General features: G+C 69.8%; 22 protein-coding genes. 11 read left to right on the top strand and 11 right to left on the bottom strand.

Features of this window, described 5'->3' with window-relative positions; all coding sequences use genetic code 11:
• The first annotated feature begins 80 nt into the window (after positions 1–80).
• Complete coding sequence (locus MKK88_RS03165) at positions 81–2777, top strand: nitrate reductase (RefSeq protein WP_243997139.1); 2697 nt, start codon at positions 81–83, stop codon at positions 2775–2777.
• 209 nt (positions 2778–2986) lie between these two features.
• Positions 2987–4459, top strand: a complete 1473-nt coding sequence (cysG, locus tag MKK88_RS03160) for a siroheme synthase CysG (RefSeq protein WP_243997138.1) — start codon at positions 2987–2989, stop codon at positions 4457–4459.
• Positions 4460–4599: 140 nt separating this feature from the next.
• Here the strand turns inward: cysG and nudC are convergent, their stop codons facing one another.
• The 5 genes from nudC to MKK88_RS03135 form a co-directional block, all read right to left on the bottom strand.
• A complete protein-coding gene (gene nudC / locus MKK88_RS03155; RefSeq protein WP_243997137.1) occupies positions 4600–5502 on the bottom strand; it encodes an NAD(+) diphosphatase in 903 nt (300 codons plus the stop codon).
• A 5-nt stretch (positions 5503–5507) separates the two neighbouring features.
• Positions 5508–5927: an HIT domain-containing protein gene (locus tag MKK88_RS03150; protein ID WP_243997136.1), complete on the bottom strand. Its 420-nt coding sequence runs from the start codon at positions 5925–5927 to the stop codon at positions 5508–5510.
• 73 nt (positions 5928–6000) lie between these two features.
• Positions 6001–6606, bottom strand: a complete 606-nt coding sequence (locus MKK88_RS03145) for a hypothetical protein (RefSeq protein WP_243997135.1) — start codon at positions 6604–6606, stop codon at positions 6001–6003.
• An 86-nt stretch (positions 6607–6692) separates the two neighbouring features.
• On the bottom strand, positions 6693–7556 hold the full coding sequence (locus MKK88_RS03140) for a universal stress protein (RefSeq protein ID WP_243997134.1): 864 nt from the start codon (positions 7554–7556) through the stop codon (positions 6693–6695).
• Positions 7557–7581: 25 nt separating this feature from the next.
• Positions 7582–8730, bottom strand: a complete 1149-nt coding sequence (locus MKK88_RS03135) for an acyltransferase family protein (protein WP_243997133.1) — start codon at positions 8728–8730, stop codon at positions 7582–7584.
• Between the two features lie 256 nt (positions 8731–8986).
• Between MKK88_RS03135 and MKK88_RS03130 the strand changes: the two genes are divergently transcribed.
• Entirely contained in the window at positions 8987–9691 is a 705-nt protein-coding gene (locus tag MKK88_RS03130; RefSeq protein ID WP_243997132.1) for a DUF4142 domain-containing protein, read from the top strand.
• Between the two features lie 195 nt (positions 9692–9886).
• On the opposite strand, the gene MKK88_RS03125 is transcribed toward MKK88_RS03130, so the two are convergent.
• From MKK88_RS03125 to MKK88_RS03110, 4 genes are all read right to left on the bottom strand, one after another.
• On the bottom strand, positions 9887–10552 hold the full coding sequence (locus MKK88_RS03125) for a carbonic anhydrase (RefSeq protein ID WP_243997131.1): 666 nt from the start codon (positions 10550–10552) through the stop codon (positions 9887–9889).
• 42 nt (positions 10553–10594) lie between these two features.
• Entirely contained in the window at positions 10595–11110 is a 516-nt protein-coding gene (locus tag MKK88_RS03120; RefSeq protein ID WP_243997130.1) for an NUDIX hydrolase, read from the bottom strand.
• Between the two features lie 426 nt (positions 11111–11536).
• Positions 11537–12538, bottom strand: a complete 1002-nt coding sequence (locus MKK88_RS03115) for a CmpA/NrtA family ABC transporter substrate-binding protein (protein WP_243997129.1) — start codon at positions 12536–12538, stop codon at positions 11537–11539.
• Entirely contained in the window at positions 12535–13122 is a 588-nt protein-coding gene (locus MKK88_RS03110; protein WP_243997128.1) for an ANTAR domain-containing response regulator, read from the bottom strand. Before MKK88_RS03110 ends, MKK88_RS03115 begins: the two co-directional genes overlap by 4 nt.
• Positions 13123–13354: 232 nt before the next feature.
• On the opposite strand from MKK88_RS03110, the gene MKK88_RS03105 reads away from it, so the two are divergent.
• From MKK88_RS03105 to MKK88_RS03075, 7 genes are all read left to right on the top strand, one after another.
• Positions 13355–14002: a hypothetical protein gene (locus tag MKK88_RS03105; protein ID WP_243997127.1), complete on the top strand. Its 648-nt coding sequence runs from the start codon at positions 13355–13357 to the stop codon at positions 14000–14002.
• Between the two features lie 124 nt (positions 14003–14126).
• On the top strand, positions 14127–16016 hold the full coding sequence (locus MKK88_RS03100) for a glycoside hydrolase family 15 protein (RefSeq protein WP_243997126.1): 1890 nt from the start codon (positions 14127–14129) through the stop codon (positions 16014–16016).
• Complete coding sequence (gene tkt, locus MKK88_RS03095; RefSeq protein WP_243997125.1) at positions 16013–18088, top strand: transketolase; 2076 nt, start codon at positions 16013–16015, stop codon at positions 18086–18088. The genes MKK88_RS03100 and tkt overlap by 4 nt, the downstream gene beginning before the upstream one ends.
• Positions 18089–18322: 234 nt before the next feature.
• Positions 18323–21169 (top strand): bifunctional transaldolase/phosoglucose isomerase, encoded by a 2847-nt coding sequence (locus MKK88_RS03090; RefSeq protein ID WP_243997124.1) that lies wholly within the window; start codon positions 18323–18325, stop codon positions 21167–21169.
• Positions 21170–21450: 281 nt separating this feature from the next.
• Entirely contained in the window at positions 21451–22428 is a 978-nt protein-coding gene (gene gnd / locus MKK88_RS03085) for a phosphogluconate dehydrogenase (NAD(+)-dependent, decarboxylating) (protein WP_243997123.1), read from the top strand.
• Positions 22429–22437: 9 nt separating this feature from the next.
• Complete coding sequence (pgl, locus tag MKK88_RS03080; RefSeq protein ID WP_243997122.1) at positions 22438–23163, top strand: 6-phosphogluconolactonase; 726 nt, start codon at positions 22438–22440, stop codon at positions 23161–23163.
• Between the two features lie 289 nt (positions 23164–23452).
• Positions 23453–23974 carry a cysteine dioxygenase family protein gene (locus tag MKK88_RS03075; protein WP_243997121.1) on the top strand — a complete coding sequence of 174 codons (522 nt, stop codon included), beginning with the start codon at positions 23453–23455 and terminating at the stop codon, positions 23972–23974.
• Between the two features lie 15 nt (positions 23975–23989).
• Here the strand turns inward: MKK88_RS03075 and MKK88_RS03070 are convergent, their stop codons facing one another.
• Complete coding sequence (locus MKK88_RS03070; RefSeq protein WP_243997120.1) at positions 23990–24451, bottom strand: Lrp/AsnC family transcriptional regulator; 462 nt, start codon at positions 24449–24451, stop codon at positions 23990–23992.
• Positions 24452–24474: 23 nt separating this feature from the next.
• Positions 24475–25599: a 2'-deoxycytidine 5'-triphosphate deaminase gene (locus MKK88_RS03065; RefSeq protein ID WP_243997119.1), complete on the bottom strand. Its 1125-nt coding sequence runs from the start codon at positions 25597–25599 to the stop codon at positions 24475–24477.
• Between the two features lie 275 nt (positions 25600–25874).
• Between MKK88_RS03065 and apaG the strand changes: the two genes are divergently transcribed.
• Positions 25875–26267: a Co2+/Mg2+ efflux protein ApaG gene (gene apaG, locus MKK88_RS03060; RefSeq protein WP_043355208.1), complete on the top strand. Its 393-nt coding sequence runs from the start codon at positions 25875–25877 to the stop codon at positions 26265–26267.
• Positions 26268–26270: the final 3 nt, after the last annotated feature.

Below are 26270 nucleotides of genomic sequence, written 5' to 3'. Positions count from 1 at the left end.
CCACCCTCCCCCGCAGAGGGGGGAGGGAGATACGGCGCGGAGCTTGCTCCCGCCGAGGACGACCCTTCGAGGAAGAAGCCATGACCCAGCCAGTGGCGGCGCAGACGGTGCGGACCACCTGCCCCTATTGCGGGGTCGGGTGCGGGGTGCTCGCGACCCCGGATGGGCAGGGGGGCGCCACCATCGCGGGCGACGCCGAGCATCCGGCCAATTATGGCCGCCTCTGCTCGAAGGGCTCAGCGCTGGGCGAGACCCTGTCGCTGGAGAACCGCCTGCTCCACCCGCAGATCGACGGCGCCCGGGTCTCCTGGGATGCGGCCCTCGACACGGTCACCGAAAAGCTGCGCGCGGTGGCCGAGGAGCACGGCCCGGACGCGATCGCCTTCTACCTCTCCGGTCAGCTCCTCACCGAGGATTACTACGTCGCCAACAAGCTCGCGAAGGGCTTCATCGGCACGCCGCACGTGGACACCAACTCGCGGCTGTGCATGTCGAGCGCCGTTGCGGCCCACCGCCGGGCCTTCGGTTCCGACACGGTGCCGGGCTGCTACGAGGACCTCGACGAAGCCGATCTGATCGTGCTGGTCGGCTCCAACACCGCGTGGTGCCATCCCGTCCTGTTCCGCCGCATGGCCGACGCCAAGGAGCGCCGCGGCACCAAGTTCGCCGTCATCGACCCGCGCCGGACGCAGACCGCGCAGGAATCCGACCTGTTCCTCGGCATCCGGCCGGGCACCGATACCGCCCTGTTCTCGGGCCTGCTGGTCTACCTCGCCGACAATGGATTTCGCGACCGCGCCTTCATCGAGTCCCATACCGCCGGGCTCGACGGCGCCCTCGACCGCGCCCGCCAGATCGCGCCGGACGTAGCCGCGGTCGCCGCCACGACGGGCGTGCCGGAGGCGGACATCGCGGCCTTCTACACCCTGTTCGCCGGCACCCGGCGGGTCGTCACGGCCTTTTCGCAGGGGGTGAACCAGTCGGCGCAGGGGACCGACAAGGGCAACGCCATCATCAACTGCCATCTGATCACCGGCCGGATCGGGCAGCCCGGGGCCGGGCCGTTCTCGCTCACCGGCCAGCCCAACGCCATGGGCGGACGCGAGGTCGGCGGGCTCGCCAATATGCTGGCCGCCCACATGCACTTCGCCCCCGAGGAGGTCGACCGGGTGCGCCGCTACTGGGGCGCCCCGCGGATCATCACCGGCGAGGGCATGAAGGCGGTCGCCCTGTTCGAGGCCGTCACCCGGGGCAAGATCAAGGCGCTCTGGGTGATGGGCACCAACCCGCTGGTCTCGATGCCGCGGGCCGACATGATCCGGGAGGCGCTGAAGGGGCTCGACCTCTACGTGGTCTCGGAGGCAGTCTCGGATTCCGACACGGCGCGGGGCTTCGGCCGGACCACCGTGCTGCTGCCCGCCCAGGCCTGGGGCGAGAAGGACGGCACGGTCACCAATTCCGAGCGTCGGATCTCGCGCCAGCGCCGCTTCCTCAAGAGCCCCGGCGAGGCCCGTCCCGACTGGGCGGTACTCTCGGAGGTCGGCCGGCGCCTCGGCCACGGCCGGGCCTTCGCGTTTGAATCCGCCGCCGCGATCTTCCGCGAGCATGCCGGGCTCTCGGCCTACGAGAACAACGGTACGCGCGATTTCGACCTCGGTGCGCTCACGGACCTCAGCGACGCGGCCTACGACGTGAACCTGCCGGTGCAGTGGCCGATCCCGAAGCGCTCCGGCCCCCGGAACGCCCCGCAGGGCAAGGCCCGCCTGTTCGGCGACGGGCGGTTCTACACCTTCGATCAGCGCGCGCGCTTCGTCGCCGTGCAGCCGCCGTCCCTCGCGCTCGCGGTGTCGGAGGATTTTCCGTTCGTGCTCAATACCGGCCGGGTCCGCGATCACTGGCATACGATGACGCGCACCGGGAAGAGCCAGCGCCTCTCCGCCCACCGGGCCGTTCCGTTCGTCGAGGTGCATCCGGACGATGCGGCGATCTACGGGCTCGCGGATGGCGGCATCGCGCGGCTGACGACTGAGCACGGCGAGGCCGAACTGGAGGTGATGGTCACCGACACGGTGGTGCCGGGCAGCCTGTTCATGCCGATGCACTGGGGCGGCGCCTTCGCGTCGAAGGCCCGGGTCGGCGCCCTGGTGCGCGGCATGCCGGACCCGGTCTCGGGCCAGCCCGAGCTCAAGGCGACGCCGGCCGCGATCGCGCCTCTGGCCTACCGCGCCCGCGGGTTCCTGCTGTCCCGGGCGCAGGTCGACCTTCCGGAGGGCTGGTGGTGGGCGCGGGCGGCGATCACCGGTGGCTGGGGCGTGCAGTTCGCCACGCAGGACAGCTCCCGCGCCGTGGCGCTCATGATGCGCGGCTTGATCCAGAGCGAGGCGCTGCCCGGCTGCGAGCTGGCCGAGTACGCCGACCACGCCCGGGACCGCTACCGCTGCGCCGTCTACGACGGCACGCGCCTCGTCGCCAGCCTCGCCTACGCCCCCGCCGGGGCGCGCCCGGACTGGGAGGCCGCCAAGGCCCTGTTCGCCGCCGAGGAGCCGGAGACGCCCGAACGCCTCGCGCTGCTCTCCGGGCGGGCCGCCACGGCGTCGGCGGGTCCGGTGGTCTGCGCGTGCCACGGCGTCGGCGCCGATGTGATCGCCACCACCATCGCGGGAGGCGCCGGCTCCGTGGAGGCGGTGGGCGCCGCCTGCAAGGCCGGAACGAATTGCGGCTCCTGCATCCCTGAGATCCGCAAGATGCTGGCCGGTCAAACCGCCCGCGCCGCGTGATTATCTGATACACTCGCATGCGAGATCAGATCGGCCGATCCAACCCATATCCCTCATCCTGAGGTGCCCGCGTCAGCGGGCTTCGAAGGAGGGCTCCAGGGATCGCAGTGGCTTCCGGAGGGCTCCTTCGAGGCCTCCGCTGCGCTCCGGCACCTCAGGATCAGGGCGTGGATTGAATAGGTGCGATCAGGACGATTCAGGATCGACCCGTGACCGAGACCCCCCTGCGCGCAGCCCGCGCGCCCCGCGAGACCAAGGCCGCCGGCCTGGAGCCTCTGGCGGTGCTGCCCGTCTTCGTGCCCCTGCGCGGCAAGCGGGTGGTGCTCGCCGGCTCCTCCGGCGGCGCTCCCTGGAAGGTGAAGGTGCTGGCTGCGGCCGGCGCCCATGTCGATGTCTACGCCCCCGAGCCGAGCGAGGAGCTGCGCGCCGTCCCGGGCGAGATCGTCGATGGCCAGGTTCTGCTACACGAACGCGCCTGGACCCCCGACGACCTGTGGGGCGCCGCCTTCTGCATCGGCGCAATGGAAGACGAGGCCGAGTGCGTCGCCTTCGTGGCCGCCGCTCGGGGAGCGGGCGCCATCGTCAACGCGGTTGACCGGCCGCAGCTCTGCGACGTGAAATTCGGTGCCATCGTCAACCGCTCGCCGCTGGTGGTGGGCATCTCCACGGAGGGCGCCGCCCCGGTCTTCGGCCAGACCGTGCGCGCCCGGATCGAGGCGATGCTGCCCCGGGGGTTCGCCCGGTGGGTCGCGGCCGCCCGCGACTGGCGGGACGGCGTCACGGCGCGCTTCCACGGCTTTTCGGAGCGGCGCGCCTTCTGGGAACGCTTCACCGACCGCGCCTTCGCGGAGCCCGACCGGGCGCCCTCCGATGCGGACCTCGCCGAGCTGCTCGGCGTGACCGAGGCCGCCCCGAGGGGCGGCGCGGTGACGCTGGTCGGCGCCGGCCCCGGCGACGCGGAGTTGCTGACGCTCAAGGCGCTGCGGGCGCTGCGCAACGCCGACGTGATCCTGTACGACGACCTCGTCGCCCCCGAGATCCTCGATTATGCCCGCCGGGAGGCCCGGACCATGCTGGTCGGCAAGACCGGCCACGGCCCCTCCTGCCGGCAGGACGACATCAACGCGCTGATGGTGCAGCTCGCCCGGTCGGGCAAGCAGGTGGTACGGCTGAAATCCGGCGACCCCCTGGTCTTCGGCCGGGCCGGCGAGGAGATCGAGGCCTGCCGGGGCGCCGGCATCCCGGTCACGGTGGTGCCGGGTGTCTCCGCGGCGCAGGGCGCGGCGGCGGCGCTTGGCGTTTCGCTGACCCATCGCGATGCGGCGCGCCGCCTGCAGTTCGTGACCGGTCACGACCGTCGCGGCGCCCTTCCGGACGACCTGAACTGGGGGGCGCTGGCCGATCCGAGCGTGACGACCGTGGTCTACATGCCCAAGCGCACCCTGCGGGCGCTGCTGGCCCGCGCCGTCGAGGAAGGATTGGCGCCCGCAACCCCGGCGCTGCTGGTGTTCAATGCCACGCGCCCGAACCAGCAGGCCCTGCGCGGCACGGCGGCCGACCTCGCCGACCGTGTCGAGGCGGCCGGCCTCGACGGGCCGGCTTTGCTGATGGTCGGCGAGGCATTATCGGAGGTGCGGGGGGCGGTTCCAGCCCCGGTGGAGCAGAGCCGCGTAGCCGTCTGAGGCAGACTTCCGCGGCATGGGCTGCCGCGTCGACCGCGACAGGCCGGCCGTGCGTTGGGTGCAGCCAACCGAGCGCGGATCGGGTACCCGATCCGGTACCGTCTTTTGTTCGGGGGCTTGAACCCGAGCCGGGTCGGCCCTCAGGTCTCGCCGGCCACGAAGGCGCGCATCAGGTAATTGGCGATCGCCATGGACGGTGGGGCCTGGATGCCGTCCGGATGCGTCCCCGCCAGCATGGCGGCGACATCCGCACGGCTGAACCAGCGGGCATCCTCCAGCTCGTTGGGATCGGTCACGATGGCCTCGTCCAGGGCCTCCGCGGCACAGCCCAGCATCAGCGAAGACGGGAACGGCCAGGGCTGTGAGGTCCGGTAGGTAACGGCGCCGACGCGGATCTGCGTCTCCTCGAACACCTCCCGGCGCACCGCATCCTCGATCGTCTCGCCGGGCTCCAGGAAACCCGCGAGGCAGGAATACATGTGCGGCCGAAAATGCGGCCCTCGACCGAGCAGGCAGGCATCCCCCCGGCGCACCAGCATGATCACCACCGGGTCGACCCGGGGGAAGTGATGGGCGGCGCAGGACGGGCATTCCCGGCGGAAACCTCCGGCCTTCGATACGGTGGCGGTGCCGCAATTGGCGCAGAAGCCGTGGCGCGCGTGCCAGTCGAGCATCGACTTGGCGACCGCCAGCAGGCCCAGCTCCTCCGCCTCCACGGCGGATTCCGTCGCGATGCTGCGTAGATCGAGGGTGCGGGTCTCGTCTGACGCGAAGCGCTCCGCGGCCTCGGCGGGCGCGGCGAGGGCGAAGACCGGCCGCCCCTCCCGGCGGCCGAGGAAGATCCGCGTGCCGGTGGCGAGATCGGCCGCGTCCCCGGGCGTGATCAGCGCGGTGCTCCCGCGCAGCACGATGCGGTCGCCGCACAGGAGGACGAGGCGCGCATCCGGCGCATCGAAGGCCGGCACCGCCTCCTCGGGCTGCTCGGCCGAATGACGGTCGAGGCTGTTCCTGACGAAGCCGAGGGTGTCGCGGGGATCGGTCATGGAGCTCAGGCCGCGGAGAACAGGGCGCCGGCACGCTCGAGGAGCTGGGCGCGGGCGTGCAAAGGATAGGGTGTGCGGGTGCCAAATCCCCAGACCGGGCCGGGCCAGGCCGGATCTGAGCGGAAGCGGCCGAGCACGTGGACGTGGAGCTGCGTCACGACGTTGCCGAGCGCACCGACATTCACCTTGTCGGGCTTAGCCAGGGCCTGCATCACCCCGGTGGCGATTCGGATCTCCTGCCACAGGGCGGCTGAATCCGGCTCGGACAGGTCGGTGATCTCGGCGAGGTCCGGGCGACGTGGAACGAGGATCAGCCAGGGGAACCGGGCATCGTCCATCAGAAGCACCCGGCACAGGGCGAGGTCGCCGACCTCGATGGTGTCGGCGGCCAGGCGCGGATCGAGGGTGAACGCAGATTCGGTCATCGCGACCGCTGTAGCGCAGCTTCGCGCACCGTGCGCGGGAACAATGACGCAGCGCAGTCTCTCCGGCGAACCGTCAGAGGCCCGGAACGGCGCCTTGCCGGCCCACCGTGATCGTCCCCGCCGTCAGCGCACCGTCAACATCCGAGCGGGCGAAGATCGTGACGGCGGCGCCTGGCTGGAGGAGCGCCTTTTCGCCGGGGGAGAGTTGGGTCACGGGCGTGTCGGCCGGGATTTCGAAGGCGGATTGCCCGCCTTCGTAGGACAGGGCCAGCGTCAGGGGTGAGCCGCGGCGCAGATCGGCGACCCAGCCGGCCGTCAGCGTCGCCCCCTGCGCCGTATCCCAGGGCTGGGTCCCGGCCTCAAAGCCGCGTTCGGAGGGCGAGTACAGGGTCACCGCCGTCGCGCGACGCGGTTCTGCCCCCGCGGCGCCGAGCACGCTGACGTAGCTTTCCGGCTTGATCGCCCGGAGGTCCGACGCGTTCACCGCGTAGACGCGGGTTTTCGGATCCATCTGCAGGGCCAGGGTGCTGCCGCTGGGCCGGCGGATCTCGAGGCGGTCAGGCTCGGCCCGGGCGACCGTTCCCCGGAACCGGACCAGCATTGGCTCGGCCCACGCGGCGGTGACGCTGGCCCCCATCAGCAGGGCGGCGAGGAGGCTGTGCTTCACGAGGCTCGTCACGGAGATCCTTTTACGGGTCTGGGCCGGCGGGTGCCGAACGCCGGGGTCAAGGTCGAGGTTCCCACGGTCCAGACCGGGTGCTCCCCTCAATGCGCCATCAGTACCGGCATGTCGGCATAGGCCAGGACGTGGCTGGTGACGCCGCCAAAGATCATCTGGCGCAGGCGGCTCTGGGTGTAGGCACCCTTGATCAGCAGGTCGCAGCCGAAGGCCTTTGCCTCGGCCAGGAAGGTCTCGCCGGGCGCGCGCCGTCCCGCCGGCAGGGCGCGATAGGCGGCGTCCACCCCCTCGCAGGCCAAGGCCTGGGCGAGGTCCTGCGCGCTCGGGCCCGGCACCATCCCGCCCTCGACGCTCAGGACCAGCACCCGCTGCGCCTTGCGCAGGAACGGCATCGCGAAGGCGACCGCCCGGGCGGTTTCAGTCGAGCCGTTCCAAGCGATCAGGATCGCGTCACCGAGGGTCGCGGGCGCTGATGGCGGCGCGAGCACGATCGGACGGCCGCTCTCGAACAGGGCGGTCTCGAAGGTCGTCATGCGCGGTGCGTTGTCGGTGGTGCCCGGGCGGCCGACCACCGTGGCCGAGAACAGCCGGGCGTACTGGCCCAGGAACGCATCGCCGGTCGGCACGTCCTGCCGCCACCGGTAGCGCGGCCCGGCATCCGGTACCCGCTCCGGTATGCAGAGCCCATCGCGGGCATGGCGCGGGATGCCGGCTGCGTCCATGAAGGTGACGAATCGACCGCCCGCCTCCTCGGCCTCGGCCCGATCGGCCTCCTCGTCCCGCAGCCATGTCATGCCGCCGACCATATCGACGGGGACGTATTCGGCCAGCGCCGGGCGGAGCGACACGCCCTCGATCAGGCTGCCGAAGCGCGTCGCTGCGAGCCGGGTCGTCTCGAACACGGAAGGCAAGGCGTCGTGCATCGCGACGGGTACGAGCAGGGTCTTCATGGCTGTGTCCTCCTCGGGGCCGAGGCTAATCCGACGCGCGTCCCTGTGGAACCGGGCTCGCTCCGGCGCGCACACGGTTTTGCGGGGCATCAAGATCGAGGACCCTCCGCAGCCAACGGGTCAGCGGTGCCTCGACGGATCGGTGAACCAGGAGGGCTGCCGCGACGCTTGCCCCGAGCATCACCACCATGCCGCCGTAAGGATACAGCGGCGGCGTAGCGCCGAGCCGCAGCAGGGTCTCGCGCACGAAGCGCAACGCGAAGGGGTGGACGAGGTAGAGGGCGTAGGAGGCATCCCCGAGCATCGCAAGGGCGCGGGTCGGGACCGGCAGGCGCCCGACCTGCGCCGTGTCGCGCCCCGGCCCGAGGGCGGAGGCCACAAGCAGCGCTGCAGGCACGCCGACGAGGAGCGGGCGCAGGACGCCATCGGCTTCACCCAGACCGGCGAGCAGGCGGGCCGCCAGGACCAGCCCGGCGAGGCCGAGCACCGCGAGGACGATGCGGAAAGGTACGGAGAGGCGGAGGCCATCCCGATAGGCCAGGGCAAGCCCGGCGCCGGCGGCGAATTCGAGCACGATGGGGTTCGCCCAGAACCGCACCGGCAGGGGTAGGTCCGGCAGGGTGCTTCCGGCGGCGACGAGGAGCGCCAAAGCGACCACGAGCCAAACCACGGCGCCACGCCGGCCGAAGCCCAGCCCGGCGGCGAACAGGACGTAGAAGAACGCCTCGTAGTTCAGGGTCCAGCCGAGCCCGTAGAGCGGCTGGACAGCGCCGTCGGGCCGGGCGGCCGGCCAGAACAGGAAGCTGGCCAGAAGGGTGGCGGGCTGATGGACGAGGGCTGCGGCCTCCCCGAGGAGATCGGGACGTGCCAGCGCGAGGCCGAGATAGAACAGGCTTACCAGCCAGTAGAGCGGTACAACCCGGGCGATCCGGTGAGCGAGGAACTGGGTCCGGCCCCGCGCGCTGCCGAACAGGCGCCCGCTTGCCAGGACGATGACGAGTCCGGAGATCACGAAGAACAGGTCGACTCCGCCCCACCAGGGCAGGAGGGTGCCGGACTCCAGAGGGGGGCCGGCGCCGCGCTGGACCATCAGGTCCGTCTCGTGCCGCGCATGGTGCCAGACCACCATGAGGGCGGCGACGGCACGCAGGATCTGAATCGGGACGAGGATCATCCGGCCCTCAACGGCCCGTATGGCCGCGTCCCGGGTATCGGCACCCGGGTTCCCGGACAGGCGCCCTTCGGTGCCCGGACATGTCGGCTTGGACGCCGAACCCGCCCCCGCGTGCCGGTTCGAGACGAAAACGGCAGGAACTATAAGCCGATGGCTCCGTTGACGCACCAATTCGCGAACGCACAGCGTGAGGTCGTTTGATCTCCGCGCGGCGTCCCATGCCGGTTCGCGCATCCATCTCGAAACGAGGTTCCTGATGCTGAAGAATTATGCCGCCGCCTCCGCGCTGGTCCTTGCGCTGTCGACACCGGCCCTGGCCCAGAGCGCCAACGATTTCCGAATGCAGTCGATGCAGGCGAACGCGTTCGAGATCCAGTCCTCGCAGATTGCCCTGTCCAAGTCGCGCAACCCGCGGATCCGGTCGTACGCCCAGGAGGTGATCCGCGATCACCGGGCCGCCAACGTCGCGCTGGCCGGCGGCCAGCCCGGCGCGATGGCCGGCGGCGATCCGGGCCTCGGCGGCTTGATCACGGCTCCGATCGCGGTAGCCGGCAGCGCCGTGGGCGCGGGCGTCGGTGCGGCGACGGGCGTGGTCGGCGGCACCCTTTCGGGCGGCCCGGTCGGCGGCCTCGAAGGTGCAGGCGCCGGTGCGGCGCGTGGCGCTGCGACGGGCGGACGCCTCGGCGGCGGTGACATGATGGCCACGGGCGGCTCCACCATCGTGCAGCCGAGCCCGGAGCAGCAGGCGATGCTGGCCCAGCTCTCGGCGGCGCCGGCCGGCCCGCGCTTCGATCGCCTGTATGCCAGCCAGCAGATTCAGGCTCATCAGATGTCCATCGCCATGACCCAGGCCTATGCCCAGGGCGGCCCGAACCCGGCCCTGCGCAACTACGCCCAGCAGGCTCTGCCGGCCCTGCAGATGCATTATCAGCAGGCCGAGCGTCTGCCGGGTGCGATGTAAGACAGCGAATCGTGGAGGCCCGGCTTCGGCCGGGCCGCAGGAACGGGCGGCCCTGCGAGCGGGCCGCCTTTTTTCGTTCGCGTCTGCGACCCATCCCGCCTCTGCCCCCGCAAGGGGATGCGGGAGCGTGAGTGACCGCTCAAGACCGCCGTTTCGTTGGCCGGGCGCGGCCCCGATCACCGCGCCGGCGTGACCTCACTCACACGTCACGGCGGCGACCGAACGCACCGGCAGGCCGGCCGTGTCGATCGGCGGCTTGAACTCTCCCGTTTCCGGGTCACGGACGACGAGGGACCCGCTGGCGACGCCGAAATGCGCGCCGTGAAGCTCGAGCCGGCCGTCATCGACCCGCTCCTTGACGAACGGAAAGGTCATCAGGTTCTCAAGGCCCTGCGCCACCACGGCGTATTCGAGACGGGTCAGGTAGTTCGGCGCCTCGGGATTGCCGGCCTTTGCCGCGGCGGGCTCCACGAGCGAGACCCATTTGCCGATGAAGTTGCTCTCGGAAAGCGGCGCGGCCCTCTGGGCATAGGCCTTCACGCCGCCGCAGGTGGCATGGCCGAGCACGACGATATGCTTCACCTCCAGGGCCTGGACGGCGAATTCGAGGGCCGCGGACGTGCCATGATAGTTCTCGTCCGGCTGGTAAGGCGGAACGAGATTGGCGACGTTGCGGATCGTGAACAGCTCGCCCGGTCCGGCATCGAAGATTGCGCTGGGGGAGACCCGGCTGTCACAGCAGCTGATCACCAGGATTTCCGGGTTCTGCGACGTCGCCAGTTGCGCGAAGCGGCGGCGCTCAGCCGGGAAGCGCTGCTCGAGGAACGTCCGGTAACCCTCGGTCAAATAAACAGGAAACATCGAAAACCTCCGACTCAAACATCCGCCGCGATGCGGCTGCGATCAACGTGGTTGCCAAGCCAGAACGCGGGGCTCGACGGGCATAATCCCACGGGCGAGGTCAGCCGCGAGATCGGCCAGTCCGGCGGGCTCGACGCGCTCACCGCTGGCGCGGAGCTCAGCGATCGGCCACCAACGGGTGCCGAGCACGGGGTTGTCTTCGGTCTCGGCAAGCCGGCTGGTGTCGATCCGATCGTCGGGCAGCCGGACCAGAAAATAGCGTTCGCGGGCGTCGCGGGGCTGGCGGAACAGATGGAACGGCCCGTCGCAGGCGCCGACCTGGGGGCCGATCGCGACGTCGGCCCGTCCGATTTCCTCGCCGAGTTCCCGGCGACAGGCGGTCACGTGGTCCTCGCCGGTCTCCAAACCGCCGCCGGGCATGAACCAGAACCGCAGGGGCTCCCCATCCGGCCCCTTGGCGTGGATGGAGGCGTAGGCAATCAGGAGGATCCGATCCTGCGAATCGAGGACGATGGCCCGGGCAATATGGCGAACGGGAATCGGGGATTCGGTGCTCATGGGGCCTGAGCTAGGGCACGGGGGGCGTGCCGGACACAAGCACCAAGCAGGCAATTCCGACGGGACGGCACACCGGCCGGCCGAATGCCGTCGTCAGAACGGCGTTGCCGGGCGCTTCGGTCAGATCAGGACTGACAGCACAGCCAGCAGGCCGATGGTCGGCATCGCCCCGACCATCAAGGCCCAATACCAGCCGCGGCTGATTCCGGCGCGGCGATTGTCGTTGCACGCCCGGGGGGGCCTGCCACCGCGGTAAATGTGGCGGCGCAACTCGTCCCGCATCCGTGGATGCGATGTGTACGAGCCAGTATCGAGTTTTCGGCATCCGGGCATGGCGCAACCACAACGGGCTGATCCGCCCGACGTTCCAACCCAGCGCGGTGTTGCGACACCGCCTGGTGACGAAACCGTTGCGGTGTCTCTCGGCTAGGGACCGGCGGCAGCCGCGCGATAGAGATCCGGCCGGTAGGCAGCTGGGATTGCCTCTTCCCAGGCTTTCCGATCCGCAATCTGACGCGCGGCCTGCATCTGCGCGAGGAGCCATCGCGCATCGGCCAGACGCGGCTCTTGGATCGCGGCGCCGAATTCGAGCGGGGCACCGGCAACCGGTTGCTCCGGCGATCCCACCGGAAGCGCGCGGCCCACGATTGCCGCATCGAGATCGAGGTAGCTCCGATGACCGAGGCGCTGGATCAACTCCGTGCGGTTCTCCGGGTCGGCACACCAGCGCCCGGCCCGCGCCACCGCCCGGACCAGCGGCAGGATCGCACCGTCGAGCCGCTCGGAAACGGCCAGCACCTTCTCGGGCGCATCCGGCGTCAGGGCGCTACCCGGCACGGCGATGCGTCCGTGGCCCGCCGCCGCCGCCACGTCGTTCCACGGGGCGCCCGCACAGAAGCCGTCGACGAGGCCCCGGGCCAGGGTCTCGACGCAGTATTGGGGCGGCACCACGACGATGCGCAACGCCGCGGGATCGAGGCCGCCGGCCTCCGCGAACAGCCTTACTTGGTAGCTGTGGCACGAGAACGGGTGGACGGTGCCCAGGGTCAGGGGTCGACCGGCGGCGCGGCGTTCTTCCGCGACCCTTGCGAAGGCCCGGGCGATCACGACGGGCGCCTCGCTGTCCGGGGCCATCGCGTCCCAGAGGCTCCGCGACAGCGTGATGGCGTTGCCGTTGACGCTGAGCTGCATCGGCACGATCAGGTCCGAGGGCGGCCCTGACAGGCCGAGCCGGCTCGCCAGCGCCAGCGGCGCCAGCATATGGGCGCCATCGAGATGGCCCAGCGCCAGACGGTCGCGCAACGTCGCCCAGGAGGGCTCGGCGGTGAGGTCGAGATCGAGGCCCTCGGCCCGGGCGAAGCCGAGTTCGTGGGCCGCGATCAGAGGGGCGGCGTCGCAGAGCGGAATGTAGCCGAGCTGGAGCCTCATCCGAGCAGATCCGCGGTGGTGACGATCGCCCGGGCGATGTCGGCGATCTTGCGCTTCTCGTTCATGGCCTTGCGACGGAGCTGCTTGTACGCCTCATCCTCCGTGAGCCCCTTCATGTTCATCAGGATGCCCTTGGCGCGCTCGATCAGCTTGCGGTCGGCGAGTTCACTCCGCGCCTCGGACAGCTCGCGCTGCAGCCGTGCGAAGGCGTTGAAGCGCAGGATCGCGATATCGAGAATCGACTTGATCCGCTCGGCGCGCAGCCCGTCGACCACGTAGGCCGAGATCCCGGCATCGACGGCAGCCTGCATCATGGTGGTGTCCGAGCGGTCGACGAACATCGCCACGGGGCGCTCCACCTGCCGCGAAACCCCCGACATCTGCTCCAGGATATCCCGGCTCGGGCTCTCCAGATGGATGACCACCACGTCGGGCTTCAGGGCGGTCACCCGTTCCAGCAGATCGGCGGTGTCGGGAATCACGACCACGCGGCCGACACCCGCCGCGCGGAGTCCCTCCTCCAGAATCGCCGCGCGGGCGCGGCTCGGATCGATCACGGCGACGGTCAGGCTGGTTTCGGTCATCGGGGCCCGGTTCGGGGCGGGTCGTCTGGGTCGGGGCGGCCCGGAACGGGCGGTGGAAGCGAAGCAAGGTATATGCCCTCCGCGGCGCGTTCCGGAAAAGCGGGACCGGCCGTTTCGTCCCCCGCCGTTTGCGACGGGCTGCAACGCCTGCGAAAAGAAACGGTCCCGTTTCCGCCGCATTGCGGGCTCCATCCTGTCCGCCTCGGAACCATCAGGGGGATCGGTGATTCGGATGCGCCGGCCAGATCAGCCCGCTCTTACGGACGCCGGTGCGGCCCGCGTCACGATGCCGTTCCTGCCCACCCTGGCGGTGATCGCCATCCTGGGGGTGGCCTCGTTCTACTGCCCGTCGACCAATCCGATCCCGACGCCGCATGCGGTACGCGCACAGGCCGATCCGCTCACCACGGAATCGCTGGCCGAGACACCGACGGCGTTCGCGCACCCGGCCGCCGTGGCGGCCTCACCGGGACGTCTGCCCGCCGCCTTGATCTTCGCGGAAGCTTTCCCCCTCACGGATCCGGGGCCGAACGCTGCCGGACCCGCCGCCCGCGTCGCGGCGTCGAGTCGGCCTGCTCCGCGCCTGACCGTCGCGAATCGACGCGCCTGCCCGGGGCGGCGATGCCCGGAGACCGCGCCACGCGGCCTCGATCCGTTCGCCGCCGCCCATGCGGACGCCACGGAGCCGGCAGGGCGCACGGTGATCCCAGGTTCCGCCCTGCCCTTCGCGGATGCCGTCGCCGAGACGGTGACGGAAACCGTGACCGAGACCCTGTCGCCCGCCACCCGGGTGGTCGGTGATGCGGCCGACTTCGTGCGCAGCCGCGCGGCAGCGGTTCAGGGCTCCGTTTCCCTGGCGGTGGCCGACTGCCTCCGCTGATCGATCGAGCCGGATTCCGGCCTGACCGGAGCGGACCCAGCCCCTGGACCTCCCCAACTCCCGTCCTAGGTGCATCGCAGCGGACGGCCTGAGGCTTCCGGCCGCTGACCGGAGCCGGGGCCGGATGGCTGCACGCATTGAGGATTACGCGCTCGTCGGCGATTGCCGCAGCGCCGCGCTGATCAGCCGGCAGGGCAGCGTCGATTGGCTGTGCTGGCCGCGCTTCGACGCGGCCGCCCTGTTCACCAGCCTGCTCGGCACCGAGGCGCACGGGTTCTGGAAGATCTTTCCGGAGGCCGAGCACGTCGAGACGCGCTGGTCCTACCGGCCCGGCAGCCTGGTGCTGGAGACGCGTCACATCACCCGGCAGGGTGAGGTTCTGGTTACAGACTTCATGCCGGTCGGAGACGGATCGCACCTCGTGCGGCTCGTGGAGGGCATCCATGGCCGCGTCGCCATGCGGATGGAGATGGCGGTCCGGTTCGATTACGGCTCGGCGGTGCCTTGGGTCTCGCGCTCGGAACTGGGCGACCTGCGCGCCGTCTCGGGCCCCCACAAGGTCGTGCTGCGCACCGACGTGCACCTCAAGGGCTCGCACGCGCAGACGACGGTCGCGGAGTTCACCGTCCAGGCCGGGGACAAGCACCGGTTCGTCCTGAGCTACGGTCCCTCCCACGAGGACGATCCGGTGGCGATCGAGCCGCGCAAGGCCCTCGAGATCGCCGATCAGGGCTGGCGCGACTGGGCGAGCCGCTGCGCCGGCGGCACGGCCTGGGACCGGATCCTTCAGCGCTCCCTGCTGACCCTGAAGGCGCTGATCTACGAACCCACCGGCGGCATCGTGGCGGCGCCCACCGCCTCCTTGCCCGAGGGCCTCGGGGGTGAGCGCAACTGGGATTACCGTTTCTGCTGGCTGCGCGACTCGACGCTGACGCTCATCGCCCTGATGGATGCGGGCTATATCGATGAGGCGCGCAACTGGCTCGGCTGGCTGCTGCGGGCGGTGGCTGGCAATCCCGAGCAGGCGCATATCCTTTACGGGATCGGCGGCGAGCGTCTGCTGCCCGAAATCGAGCTCGACTGGCTGCCCGGCTACGAGAACTCGAAGCCCGTGCGGATCGGCAATGCCGCCGCGGGCCAATTCCAGCTCGACGTCTACGGCGAATTGTTCGACGCCCTCTATCAGGCCCATGCCCGCGGCCTGCCGGTGAGCAAGGACGGGCTCCGGGTCGGGCTCGCCATCCTGTCCCATCTGGAAGGGGCGTGGCACCGGCCCGACGAGGGGATCTGGGAGGTTCGCGGCGGACCGCGCCACTTCACCCACTCGAAGGTGATGGCCTGGGTGGCGTTCGACCGGGCCCTGCGCATGCACGTGATGCACGAATCCGGCGCCACGGAGGAGCATGCGCGCCGCTGGCGGGCGGTCCGCGACCGGATCCATGCCGAGGTCTGCGAGAAGGGATTCGATCCCGAACTCAACAGCTTCGTCCAGTCCTACGGCTCGAAGGCCCTGGACGCGAGCCTGCTGCTCATGGCCCATACCGGCTTCCTGCCGCAGGACGATCCGCGCGTGGTCGGCACCGTCGAGGCGATCGGCAAGGGCCTGATGCGGGACGGCTTCATCCTCCGCTACGAGACCGAGGGGCAGACCACCGACGGCCTCAAGGGCAGCGAGGGGGCGTTCCTTCCCTGCACCTTCTGGTACGCGGACAATCTGATCGGCCTCGGCCGGCGGGACGAGGCGCGGGCCATCATCGAGCGCCTGATCGGCATCTGCACCGATCTCGGCCTCGTCAGCGAGGAATACGACGTGCAAGCCAAGCGCCTTGTGGGTAACTTCCCGCAGGCCTTCACCCACGTGGCACTCGTCAACACGCTCCTCAGCTATACGCGCGGCGAAGGGCCGGCGGATCGGCAGGGTGGTAAGGGCAACGGAGCTCCCCCCGCCGTCCTGCGGCAGCGCGAAGCCGACAAGCGGCACGCGCAAGGCGAACTGGAAGACGCAAAATCATGAGCGGTGCTGACACTCCCGCCAAGGCGGCCCTCGCTGAGATCGACACGCTCAGCATCAACACGATCCGCACGCTCGCGATCGACGCCGTGCAGAAGGCGAATTCCGGCCATGCCGGGGCGCCGATGGGCCTCGCGCCCGTCGCCTACACCCTGTGGAACCGCTACCTGCGCTACGACCCCGCGCATCCGCACTGGCCGAACCGCGACCGGTTCGTGCTGTCCTGCGGGCATGCCTCGATGCTGCTCTACGCGCTGCTGCATCTGGCGGGTGTCGCCGAGAGCGACGGCGGCAACGCACCGGCCGTGACGCTGGAAGACATCAAGAAGTTCCGCCAGCTCGACAGCCGCACCCCCGGCCACCCGGAATACCACTTCACCACCGGCGTCGAGACCACCACCGGCCCCCTCGGCCAGGGTGTCGCCAATTCCGTCGGCATGGCGATGGGCAGCCGCTACCTCAGCCAGCACCTCAACCGGCCGAACCTGCCGCTGTTCGACTACAACGTCTACGCGATCTGCTCGGACGGCGACCTGATGGAGGGCGTGGCCTCCGAGGCCGCCTCGCTCGCCGGCCACCTGCGGCTCGGCAACCTCTGCTGGATCTACGACGACAACACCATCACCATCGAGGGCCACACGGAGCTGGCCTTCGGCGAGGAGGTGGCGACCCGGTTCCTGGCCTATGGCTGGCAGGTGCTGCGGGTGGCCGACGCCAACGACGTTCCTGCGCTGGCCGGCTCGATCGAGACGTTCCTGGCCACCAACGACCGGCCGACCCTGATCATCGTCAAGTCGGTGATCGGCTACGGCGCGCCGAACAAGCAGGGCACCGCCAAGGCGCACTCCGACGCGCTGGGCCCGGACGAGGTGAAGGGTGCCAAGCGCGCCTATGGCTGGCCGGAGGACGCCCAGTTCCTCGTGCCCGATGGCGTCCAGGAAAACTTCCGCGACGGGATCGGCAAGCGTGGCGCAGCCCTCCACGATGCCTGGCAGGGCCTGCTAGGCAAGGCGAAGGAGGCCGATGCCGACCACGCCGAGGATCTGAACGCCTTCCTGGAGGGCCGCCTGCCGGAGGGCTGGGACAAGGACATCCCGGTCTTCGAGCCCGATGCCAAGGGTCTCGCCACCCGCGAATCCTCCGGCAAGGTGCTGAACGCCATCGCCCAGCACGTGCCGTTCCTGCTCGGCGGCTCGGCGGATCTGGCGCCGTCCAACAAGTCGAACCTGACCTTCGAGGGCGCGGGCTCGTTCGGCCCGTTCTCGCCGGGCGGCCGCAACCTGCATTTCGGCGTCCGCGAGCACGCCATGGGCTCGATCGTGAACGGGCTCGGCCTGTCCGGGCTGCGGGCCTACGGCGCGACCTTCCTGGTCTTCGCCGACTACATGCGCCCGCCGATCCGACTGGCCGCACTCATGGAGCTGCCGGTCTTCCACATCTTCACCCACGATTCGATCGGCGTGGGCGAGGACGGGCCGACCCACCAGCCGGTGGAGCAGCTCCTGTCGCTGCGCTGCATTCCCGGCCTCATCACCCTCCGCCCGGCCGACGCCAACGAGGTCGCCGAGTCCTACCGGGTGATCTTTTCGTCGAAGAACCAGCCGGCGGTGCTCGCCCTGTCCCGCCAGCCGCTGCCGACCCTCGACCGCACCAAGTTCGGCGCGGCGTCGGGAACCGCCAAGGGCGCCTATGTGCTTGCTGATTGCGAGGGCACGCCGGAGGTCATCCTGGTCGGCGCCGGCTCCGAGGTGCAGCTCTGCGTCGGTGCCTACGAGGCGCTGAAGGCCGAGGGCGTGAAGGCCCGCGTGGTCTCGATGCCGTCCTGGGACCTGTTCGAGCGGCAGGATCAGGCCTACCGCGACTCGGTGCTGCCGCCCGCCGTGAAGGCGCGGGTGGCGGTCGAGCAGGGAAGCGTCATCGGTTGGGACCGCTATGCCGGCTCCGAGGGGGCGATCATCGGCATGCACACGTTTGGCGCTTCGGCGCCGATCAAGGATCTCCAGACCAAGTTCGGCTTTACCCCCGAGAAGGTGCTGGAGGCTGCCAAGGCTCAGGTGGCCAAGCACAAGAAGTAAAGGCTGATACGCGACGGCCCCCTCCCCCCCTCTGCGGGGGATGGGGCCCCTGAAGGGGGTCGGGAGCGGGGAGCAACGGTGCAGGACGAGGCGTTGGCCCTCACGTCTTGCACCGCCCCCTCCTGAAGCCGGGTTCCCCTCTCCCGACCCTCGCCGACGCGAGGGCCACCCTCCCCCGCAAAGGGGTGAGGGAGGGCGCCCGGCAAAGAGCGGCACGCCAAACGAGGAACCGACATGAACGCGCTCAAGGCCCTGCACGACGAACAGGATCAGGCGGTCTGGCTCGACTTCGTGGCCCGGGGCTTCATCGAGAAGGGTGAGCTGAAGCAACTCGTGGAGCGGGACGGCCTGCGCGGTGTCACCTCCAACCCCTCGATCTTCGAGAAGGCGATCGGCCACTCGGACGAGTACGATGCGAGCATCAAGGCGGTGCAGGAGACCGGTGACAGCCGCGTCATCGACCTCTACGAGGGCCTCGCCATCGCCGACATCCAGGCGGCCGCCGATGTGCTGCGCCCGGTCTACGAGGCGAGCGACGGCGCTGATGGCTACGTGAGCCTGGAGGTCTCGCCCTACCTCGCCCTCGACACTGAGGAAACGCTGGCCGAGGCCCGGCGCCTGCACAAGGCGGTCTCCCGCGACAACCTGATGGTGAAGGTGCCGGCGACTCCGGAGGGCATACCGGCGATCCGCCAGCTCACCAGCGAGGGCATCTCGATCAACGTCACCCTGCTGTTCTCGCAGGAGGCCTACGAGGCGGTGGCCCGCGCGTTCATCGACGGGCTCGACGCGCGGGCGAAGGCCGGCCACGACGTCTCACGGATCGCCAGCGTGGCGAGCTTCTTCATCAGCCGCATCGACGTGCTGGTCGACAAGCTTCTGGACGAGAAGATCGCGCAGGCCAACGACCCTGACGAGAAGATCGCCCTGGAGCAGCTCAAGGGCAAGGTGGCGATCGCCAACGCCAAGCTCGCCTACCAGCGCTACAAGACGATCTTCGCTGAATCGAAGTGGACGGCGCTCGCCGAGAAGGGCGCCAAGGCGCAGCGGCTGCTCTGGGCCTCCACGGGCGTGAAGAACAAGGCCTATTCCGACGTGCTCTACGTCGAGGAGCTGATCGGCCCGAACACCGTCAACACGATGCCGCCCGCCACCATGGACGCGTTCCGCGACCACGGTGTCGTGCGCGCGACGATCGAGGAGGACGTGCCGGGCGCCGAGGCCGTGATGGCCCGCCTCGCCCGAACCGGCATCGACATCGAACAGATTGCCGAGGAGCTGGTGCGCGAGGGCGTGCAGCTCTTCATCGACGCGGCCGACAACCTGCTCGGCGCGGTGGCGGGCAAGCGCGCGGCGCTGCTCGGTCATCGCCTCGACGGCCAGAGCCTCGCGCTCGACGAGACGCTGGCGAACGAGGCGAAGAAGACCGTCGAGTCCTGGCGCGCGAGCGGCGCGATCCGCCGGCTCTGGGCGGGCGATGCGTCCGTGTGGTCGGGCCACGACGAGGCGAATTGGCTCGGCTGGCTGCACATCGTCGAGGAAGAGCTTGAGAAGACCGCCGACTACGCCGCCTTCGCGGATTGGGTGAAGGCGGAAGGCTTCACCGACGCGGTGGTGCTTGGCATGGGTGGGTCGAGCCTCGGCCCGGAGGTGCTGAGCCTGACCTACGGTCAGCGCGAGGGTTTCCCGAAGCTGCAGATCCTCGACTCGACTCACCCCGATCAGGTGCGCGCCCTGGAGGCAAGCATCGATCTGGCTAAGACGCTGTTCATCGTCGCGTCCAAGTCCGGCTCGACCCTGGAACCCAACGTCTTCCGCGACTACTTCCTCGGCCGCGCCAAGGACGTGCTGGGCGAGAAGGCCGGCGAGCATTTCGTGGCGGTCACCGACCCCGGCTCCGACATGGAACGCGCCGCCAAGGCCGATAACTTCAAAAAAATCTTCTACGGGGTGAAGCAGATCGGCGGGCGCTACTCGGTGCTCTCGGCCTTCGGCCTCGTGCCGGCGGCCGCCATGGGCCTCGACGTGAAGGATCTCTTGGAGCGGGCGCGCATCATGGTCCGCTCCTGCGGACCGGTCGTGCCGCCGGCGGTGAACCCGGCTGTGCTGCTCGGGACCGCTATGGGTGCGGCGGCGCTCACCGGGCGTGACAAGGTGACGGTCATCGCTTCTCCTGCGATCGAGAGCTTCGGCGCCTGGGCCGAGCAACTGATCGCGGAATCGACCGGCAAGCAGGGCAAGGGCCTCGTGCCGGTGGACGGGGAGCCCGTCGGTGTCCCGGCGGTCTACGGCCACGACCGGTTCTTCCTCTACCTGCGCCTCGACGGTGGCGCCGCCATCGAGCAGGACGAGGCCCTGCGCGCTTTGGAGCGCGACGGGCACCCGATCGCCCGCATCACCCTCGATTCCGTCGAGCAATTGCCGCAGGAATTCTACCGCCTGGAGATGGCGACCGCGGTGGCGGGCGCGGTGCTCGGCATCAACCCGTTCGATCAGCCCGACGTCGAGGCCAGCAAGGTCGAGACCAAGAAGCTGTTCGCGGAGGCCGAGGCCAGCGGCGCCCTCCCCTCCGAGACGCCGCTTTTCTCGGACGACACAATCGCCCTCTACGCCGATCCGAAGAACGCCGAGGGGCTTAAACAGGCGGCGGAGGGGCTGGATGCCGCGCTGAAGGCGCAGGTCGCCCGGGTGAAGGACGGGGATTATCTCGCCCTCCTCGCCTACGTGCCGCGCGACGCCCGGACGGCCGGCCTCCTGCAGGAGGCCCGGATCGCGGTGCGCGATGCCCGCAAGGTCGCGACCTGCCTGGAATTCGGGCCGCGCTTCCTGCACTCCACCGGCCAGGCCTACAAGGGCGGTCCGGATACCGGCGTCTTCCTGCAAATCACCGCGGACCCGTCGGAGGATTTGCCGATCCCCGGCCGGAAGCTCGGTTTCAGCACCGTGGTGGCCGCGCAGGCCCGAGGCGATTTTGCGGTCTTGGCCGAGCGCGGCCGGCGGGCGCTGCGGGTCCACATCAAGGGCGACCTTGAGGCTGGACTGAAGCGGATCGCGGCGGCGCTCGAGGCCGCGGTGGCGTGACACGATGCGGGGCCGGCGATCAAGGATCACCGGCCCTTTCCCGGGCGCATGGAGCGGTAGCGGAATGCGACCCGGGATCGAGCCCAAGGAGACGCGCAGCGTCCGTATCGGAATACGTCTCCGCTTTTGAGCCGCTTCGCGGGACGTGTTCTCTTGCGTCCCGGATCACCTTCCACGTGCGTTCCAGGCGTCCGGGGCAAGGTCGCGATGGACTGGGAACGTCAGTGACGCCGTAAGCCTCTGAACCTCACCCGGTGGGGTCGATCGAAGGAAGAGCAGCAATGCAACTCGGCATGATCGGCCTCGGCCGGATGGGCGGCAACATCGTCCGGCGCCTCTTGCGCGATGGGCACACAGCCGTGGTGTTCGACCAGAACCCGGACGCCGTGGCGGCGCTGGTCGAGGCCGGCGCCACCGGCGCGTCTAGCCTGGAGGATCTGGTCGCCAAGCTCGAAGCGCCACGCGCGGCCTGGGTGATGCTGCCGGCGGGCCCCATCACCGAGCAGGCGGTCCAGAGCCTCGCGGGTGTGATGCAGGCCGGCGACTGCATCATCGACGGCGGCAACTCCTTCTACGGCGACGATGTCCGCCGCGGCGGCGTGCTGAAGGAGAAGGGCCTGCACTACGTCGATGTCGGCACGTCGGGCGGCGTCTGGGGCCTGGAGCGCGGCTACTGCATGATGATCGGCGGCGACACAGAAACCGTCGACCGGCTCGACCCGATCTTCAAGACGCTCGCCCCCGGCATCGGCGACATCCCGCGGACGCCCAATCGCGAGGGCCGCGATGCCCGCGCCGAGCTGGGCTACATCCATGCCGGGCCGACCGGCGCCGGACACTTCGTGAAGATGGTCCATAACGGCATTGAGTACGGCCTGATGCAGGCCTACGCGGAGGGGTTCGACATCCTCCGCCACGCCAATTCCGAGGGCCTGCCGGAGGAGCGCCGCTTCGACCTCGACCTGGGCGACATTGCCGAGGTCTGGCGGCGCGGCAGCGTCGTGTCCTCCTGGCTCCTCGACCTCACGGCTCAGGCCCTGGCCGGCGACGAGCAGCTCTCCGATTTCTCCGGTCACGTCGATGATTCCGGTGAGGGCCGCTGGACCATCAACGCCGCCATCGAGGAGGGCGTGCCGGCGACAGTGCTTTCCGCCGCCCTCTATCGCCGTTTCCGCTCCCGCGAGCACGAGAGCTACGCCGACAAGCTGCTCTCGGCCATGCGCAAGGGGTTCGGCGGCCATCAGGAGCTGAAGAAGTAGGGTCGCGTCATGAGCCTTCCCGCCGGTACCCATATCCTGACGGATCCACAGGCCGTCGCCCGCGAGGCGGCCGAGCGGCTGATCGTAGCCTGCGCCGAGAACCACGCGGAGCGGATCGCAATCTGCTTGTCCGGCGGTTCGACGCCGAAGGTTCTGTACGGCCTCCTCGCCGGGCCGGACTACGCGACGCGGGTGCCGTGGGAGCGGGTCCACTGGTTCTTCGGCGATGACCGGGTGGTCCCCTGGGACGACGAACGCAGCAACGTTCGCATGGTCCGCGAGGCCTTCGGCCACGGCACGCCGATCCCGCCGACGCATCTGCACTTCATCCCCTCGGACGACGGCGCGGAAACCGGCGCCCGCGCCTACGAACGCACGCTGCTGGACTTCTACGGGGCCGACCAGCTCGATCCAGCCCGCCCCCTGTTCGATCTCGTGCTGCTCGGCCTCGGCGAAGACGGGCACACCGCCTCGCTCTTCCCCGGCAAGCCGGCGGTGGAGCAGACGGAACGGCTCGTTGCGCCGGTGCCCGAGGCGGGGCTGACGCCCTTCGTGCCGCGCATCACGCTGACATTTCCGGCCCTCGCCTCCTCGCGGCACGTCCTGTTCCTCGTGACCGGCGCGGGCAAGCGCGCGCCCCTGGCCCGCCTCGCCGCCGGTGAGGATCTGCCGGCGGGCCGCGTCACAAGCGCGGGTGAGATCACGTGGTTGCTCGACGCAGCGGCGGCGGGCTGACGCTGCGAGTCGGGGGTTCGAGGGCCGAGCCCTCTCGCGGGCCCAGGGCAGAGCCCGGGACTCTGTCAGGGCTTTGCCCTGACAACCCACCAAAGGGCGAGCCCTTTGGAAACCGGGAATGATCCATCAAACACAATCGATGGGGTCGCAATCACGTTTCGTGAAATGGGTCGGTCGCGCAATGCGCGTGCGCCCTCGTCCGCAATGAGAGTGAACAACGCAACCGCATCGAGGCCGGCGCGCGATACGATACCGGGGTGTTCGGAAATCGTAGCGCAGGAGATCCGCGATGGCCCATTCGGTCGCATCCGCCGAGGTCGAGGCGATGATGGCGGATCTCGCCCTCTCGGCCCACCGCGCCCCGGAGGCCTACCTCGCCGCCGCGCGCGCGACGCTGTCGCGCATCCTGTCCCGGCCGGACCTGCTCGACCCGGCGCGCCTCGTCGGCCAGGGCGAGGGCCTGAGCCGGAACCTGCTGTTCGGCACCGAGGCGATCAGCGTCTGGGCCATGGTGTGGGCCCCCGGTGCGGTGACGCCGGTTCACGATCACCACTGCTCGTGCTGTTTCGGGCTGCTGCGCGGCACCTTGCGCGAGACGTGGTATCGCCCGATCAGCGAGACGCACGCGGTTGCGACCCTGGACGTGCTGCGCCAGCCCGGCTTCGTGGCCTGCATGATGCCGTCGGGTCCGAACCTGCACCGGATCGCCAATGACGGGTCGGAGGCGGCGGTCTCGATCCACGTCTACGGCTACGATCACCGGGCGCAGGAGTCCTCGATCCACCGGACCTACGCGATCGCGGCGGGCTGAGCCGCCCCTTCACGCTCAGGCCACGTAAAGGGTCGGGACGGCGGTCGTGTACTTCATCTCCTCCATGGCAATGGAGGAGGACAGGTTCGAGAACTCGAGCTTGGCAATGAGCCGCTGATACACGGCATCATAGGCCTCGATATCGGGCACGACGATGCGCAGCAGGTAGTCGATCTCGCCGGTGAGGCGCCACGCCTCGACGATCTCCGGAAAGTCGGCGACGAGCCGTCGGAATGCGTCCGACCAGTCGGCGGCGTGGCGCGGGGCCTTCACGGCCACGAACACCGTCGTCGGCACGTTGACCTTGCGGCGGTCCACCAGGGCGACCCGGCCCCGGATCACCCCGGAGGCTTCGAGCTTCTTCACGCGCCGCCAGCACGGCGCCGCACTGACGCCGACCCGCTCGGCGAGTTCGGCCACGGGCAGCGTCGCGTCCTGCTGGAGGAGGTCGAGGATCTTCCGGTCCACCGCGTCCATGCGATCGATGCTTCCTTCGGGCGCTACAGGACGAAGTGCTTCGAGAGCTTGAGCCCCTGCGCCTGATAGTTCGAGCCGGCGCCCGCGCCGTAGAGTGTCTCCGGCACGTCGAGCATGCGCTCGTAGACGAGGCGACCGACGATCTGGCCGTCCTCGAGCAGGAACGGTACGTCGCGCGAGCGCACCTCCAGCACGGCGCGGGCGCCTGCACCGCCCGCTCCCGCATAGCCGAAGCCCGGATCGAAGAAGCCGGCGTAATGAACCCGGAATTCGCCGACCAGGGGATCGAACGGCACCATCTCGGCGGCGTGGTCCGGCGGAACCTGCACGGCCTCCTTCGAGGCCAGGATGTAGAACTGGCCGGGATCGAGGATCAGGCTGCCCGATCCGTCGGCCGCCAGCGGCTCCCAGAACTCCGAAGCCTTGTGGCGCCCGGGGGCATCGACATCCACGAGGCCGGTATGGCGCTTCGCCCGGTAGCCGATCAGCCCGTCGAAGCCGGCGAGGTCGACGGAGACTGCCACGCCCCCCTGAAACGACGGGTTGCCCGCATCGACCAGGGCCGAGCGCGCGTGGAGCAGCCCGAGTTCGGCCTCGTTCAGCCGCGGCGCCCCGCGGCGGAAGCGGATCTGGGACAGGCGCGAGCCCGTACGGACCAGCACCGGAAACGTGCGGGGGGAGATCTCCGCGTAGAGCGGCCCGTCATAGCCGGGCTCGACCTGGTCGAACGCCTCGCCCCGGTCGGTGATCACCCGGGTGAACACATCGATGCGTCCGGTGGAGCTTTTCGGATTGGCCGCCGCGGCGAGGTTGGCGGGCAGCGCCAGACGTTCCTGCAACTCGGCGATATAGACGCAGCCCGTCTCCAGGACCGCGCCGGGGCGGAGGTCGATCTTGTGCAGCGCCAGCCGATCGACGCAGGCCTGAACCGTGCGCCCCGCCCCCGGCAGGAAGCTCGTGCGGACCCGGTAGGCGGTGGCGCCGAGGCGCAGGTCGATGCTGGCCGGCTGGATCTGGTCGACCGCGAACGGGCTTTCCGTGTGGATCTTGCCCGCCTGCGCCAAAGCCGCGATGGCCTGGGCCGGCAGGATGCCGCTGCGGCTCCCGGTGTCGGAACCGGCGCTCCCCGTGGCTGCGCCCGCTGTCATCGCGCCCGTACCTCTCTCGCGCGCCCCGACCGGTCCGCGTCCGGCTCCGTTTTCCTCCGGGACCGGCTAACGCCGCCTTAAGCCGTTCGGCCAGCTGCCCCTGGGAAGCCCCCTCCCCGACCCGTGCCCGAATCGGCATGGCGCTGCGCCTGGGACCGCGCGAGGTAGTCCGCCGCAATTGACGGGGATTCTATAGGCAACTACCACCGCGCAGGAAGCGCGTTTCGTTCTGCTTCAGCGAATCGTATCGTCCGACAGAAGGGCCAAATAGGGCGATGTACAAGGCTGAAACGCGGGGAATTAGTGTGACCGTCCAGTCTCGCTTCGTCGAGGAGGAATCTTCGCCGAACGAGAGCCGCTATTTCTTCGCTTATACCGTCGAGATCGTGAATAACGGCAGCGAGCAGGTACAGCTCCGCTCCCGCCACTGGCGCATCATCGACGGGCACGGGGCCTGCCAGGAGGTGCGCGGCACCGGCGTGGTCGGCAAGCAGCCGGTGCTGGAGCCCGGCGAGTCCTTCTGCTACACCAGCGGTTGCCCGCTCAACACGCCCGACGGGTTGATGGCCGGCAGCTACACCATGGCGACGGTGGCCGGTGAGAGCTTCGAGGCGGAGATCCCCGCCTTCTCCCTCGACAGCCCGCACGTCCGCCGCAGCCTGCACTGAGGT

This window comes from Methylobacterium sp. E-005 (assembly GCF_022829725.1).
In the GTDB taxonomy this organism is placed as follows: domain Bacteria; phylum Pseudomonadota; class Alphaproteobacteria; order Rhizobiales; family Beijerinckiaceae; genus Methylobacterium.
The sequence above is the reverse complement of the archived record's forward strand: the minus strand, read 5'-3'. Positions and strand labels throughout refer to the sequence as shown.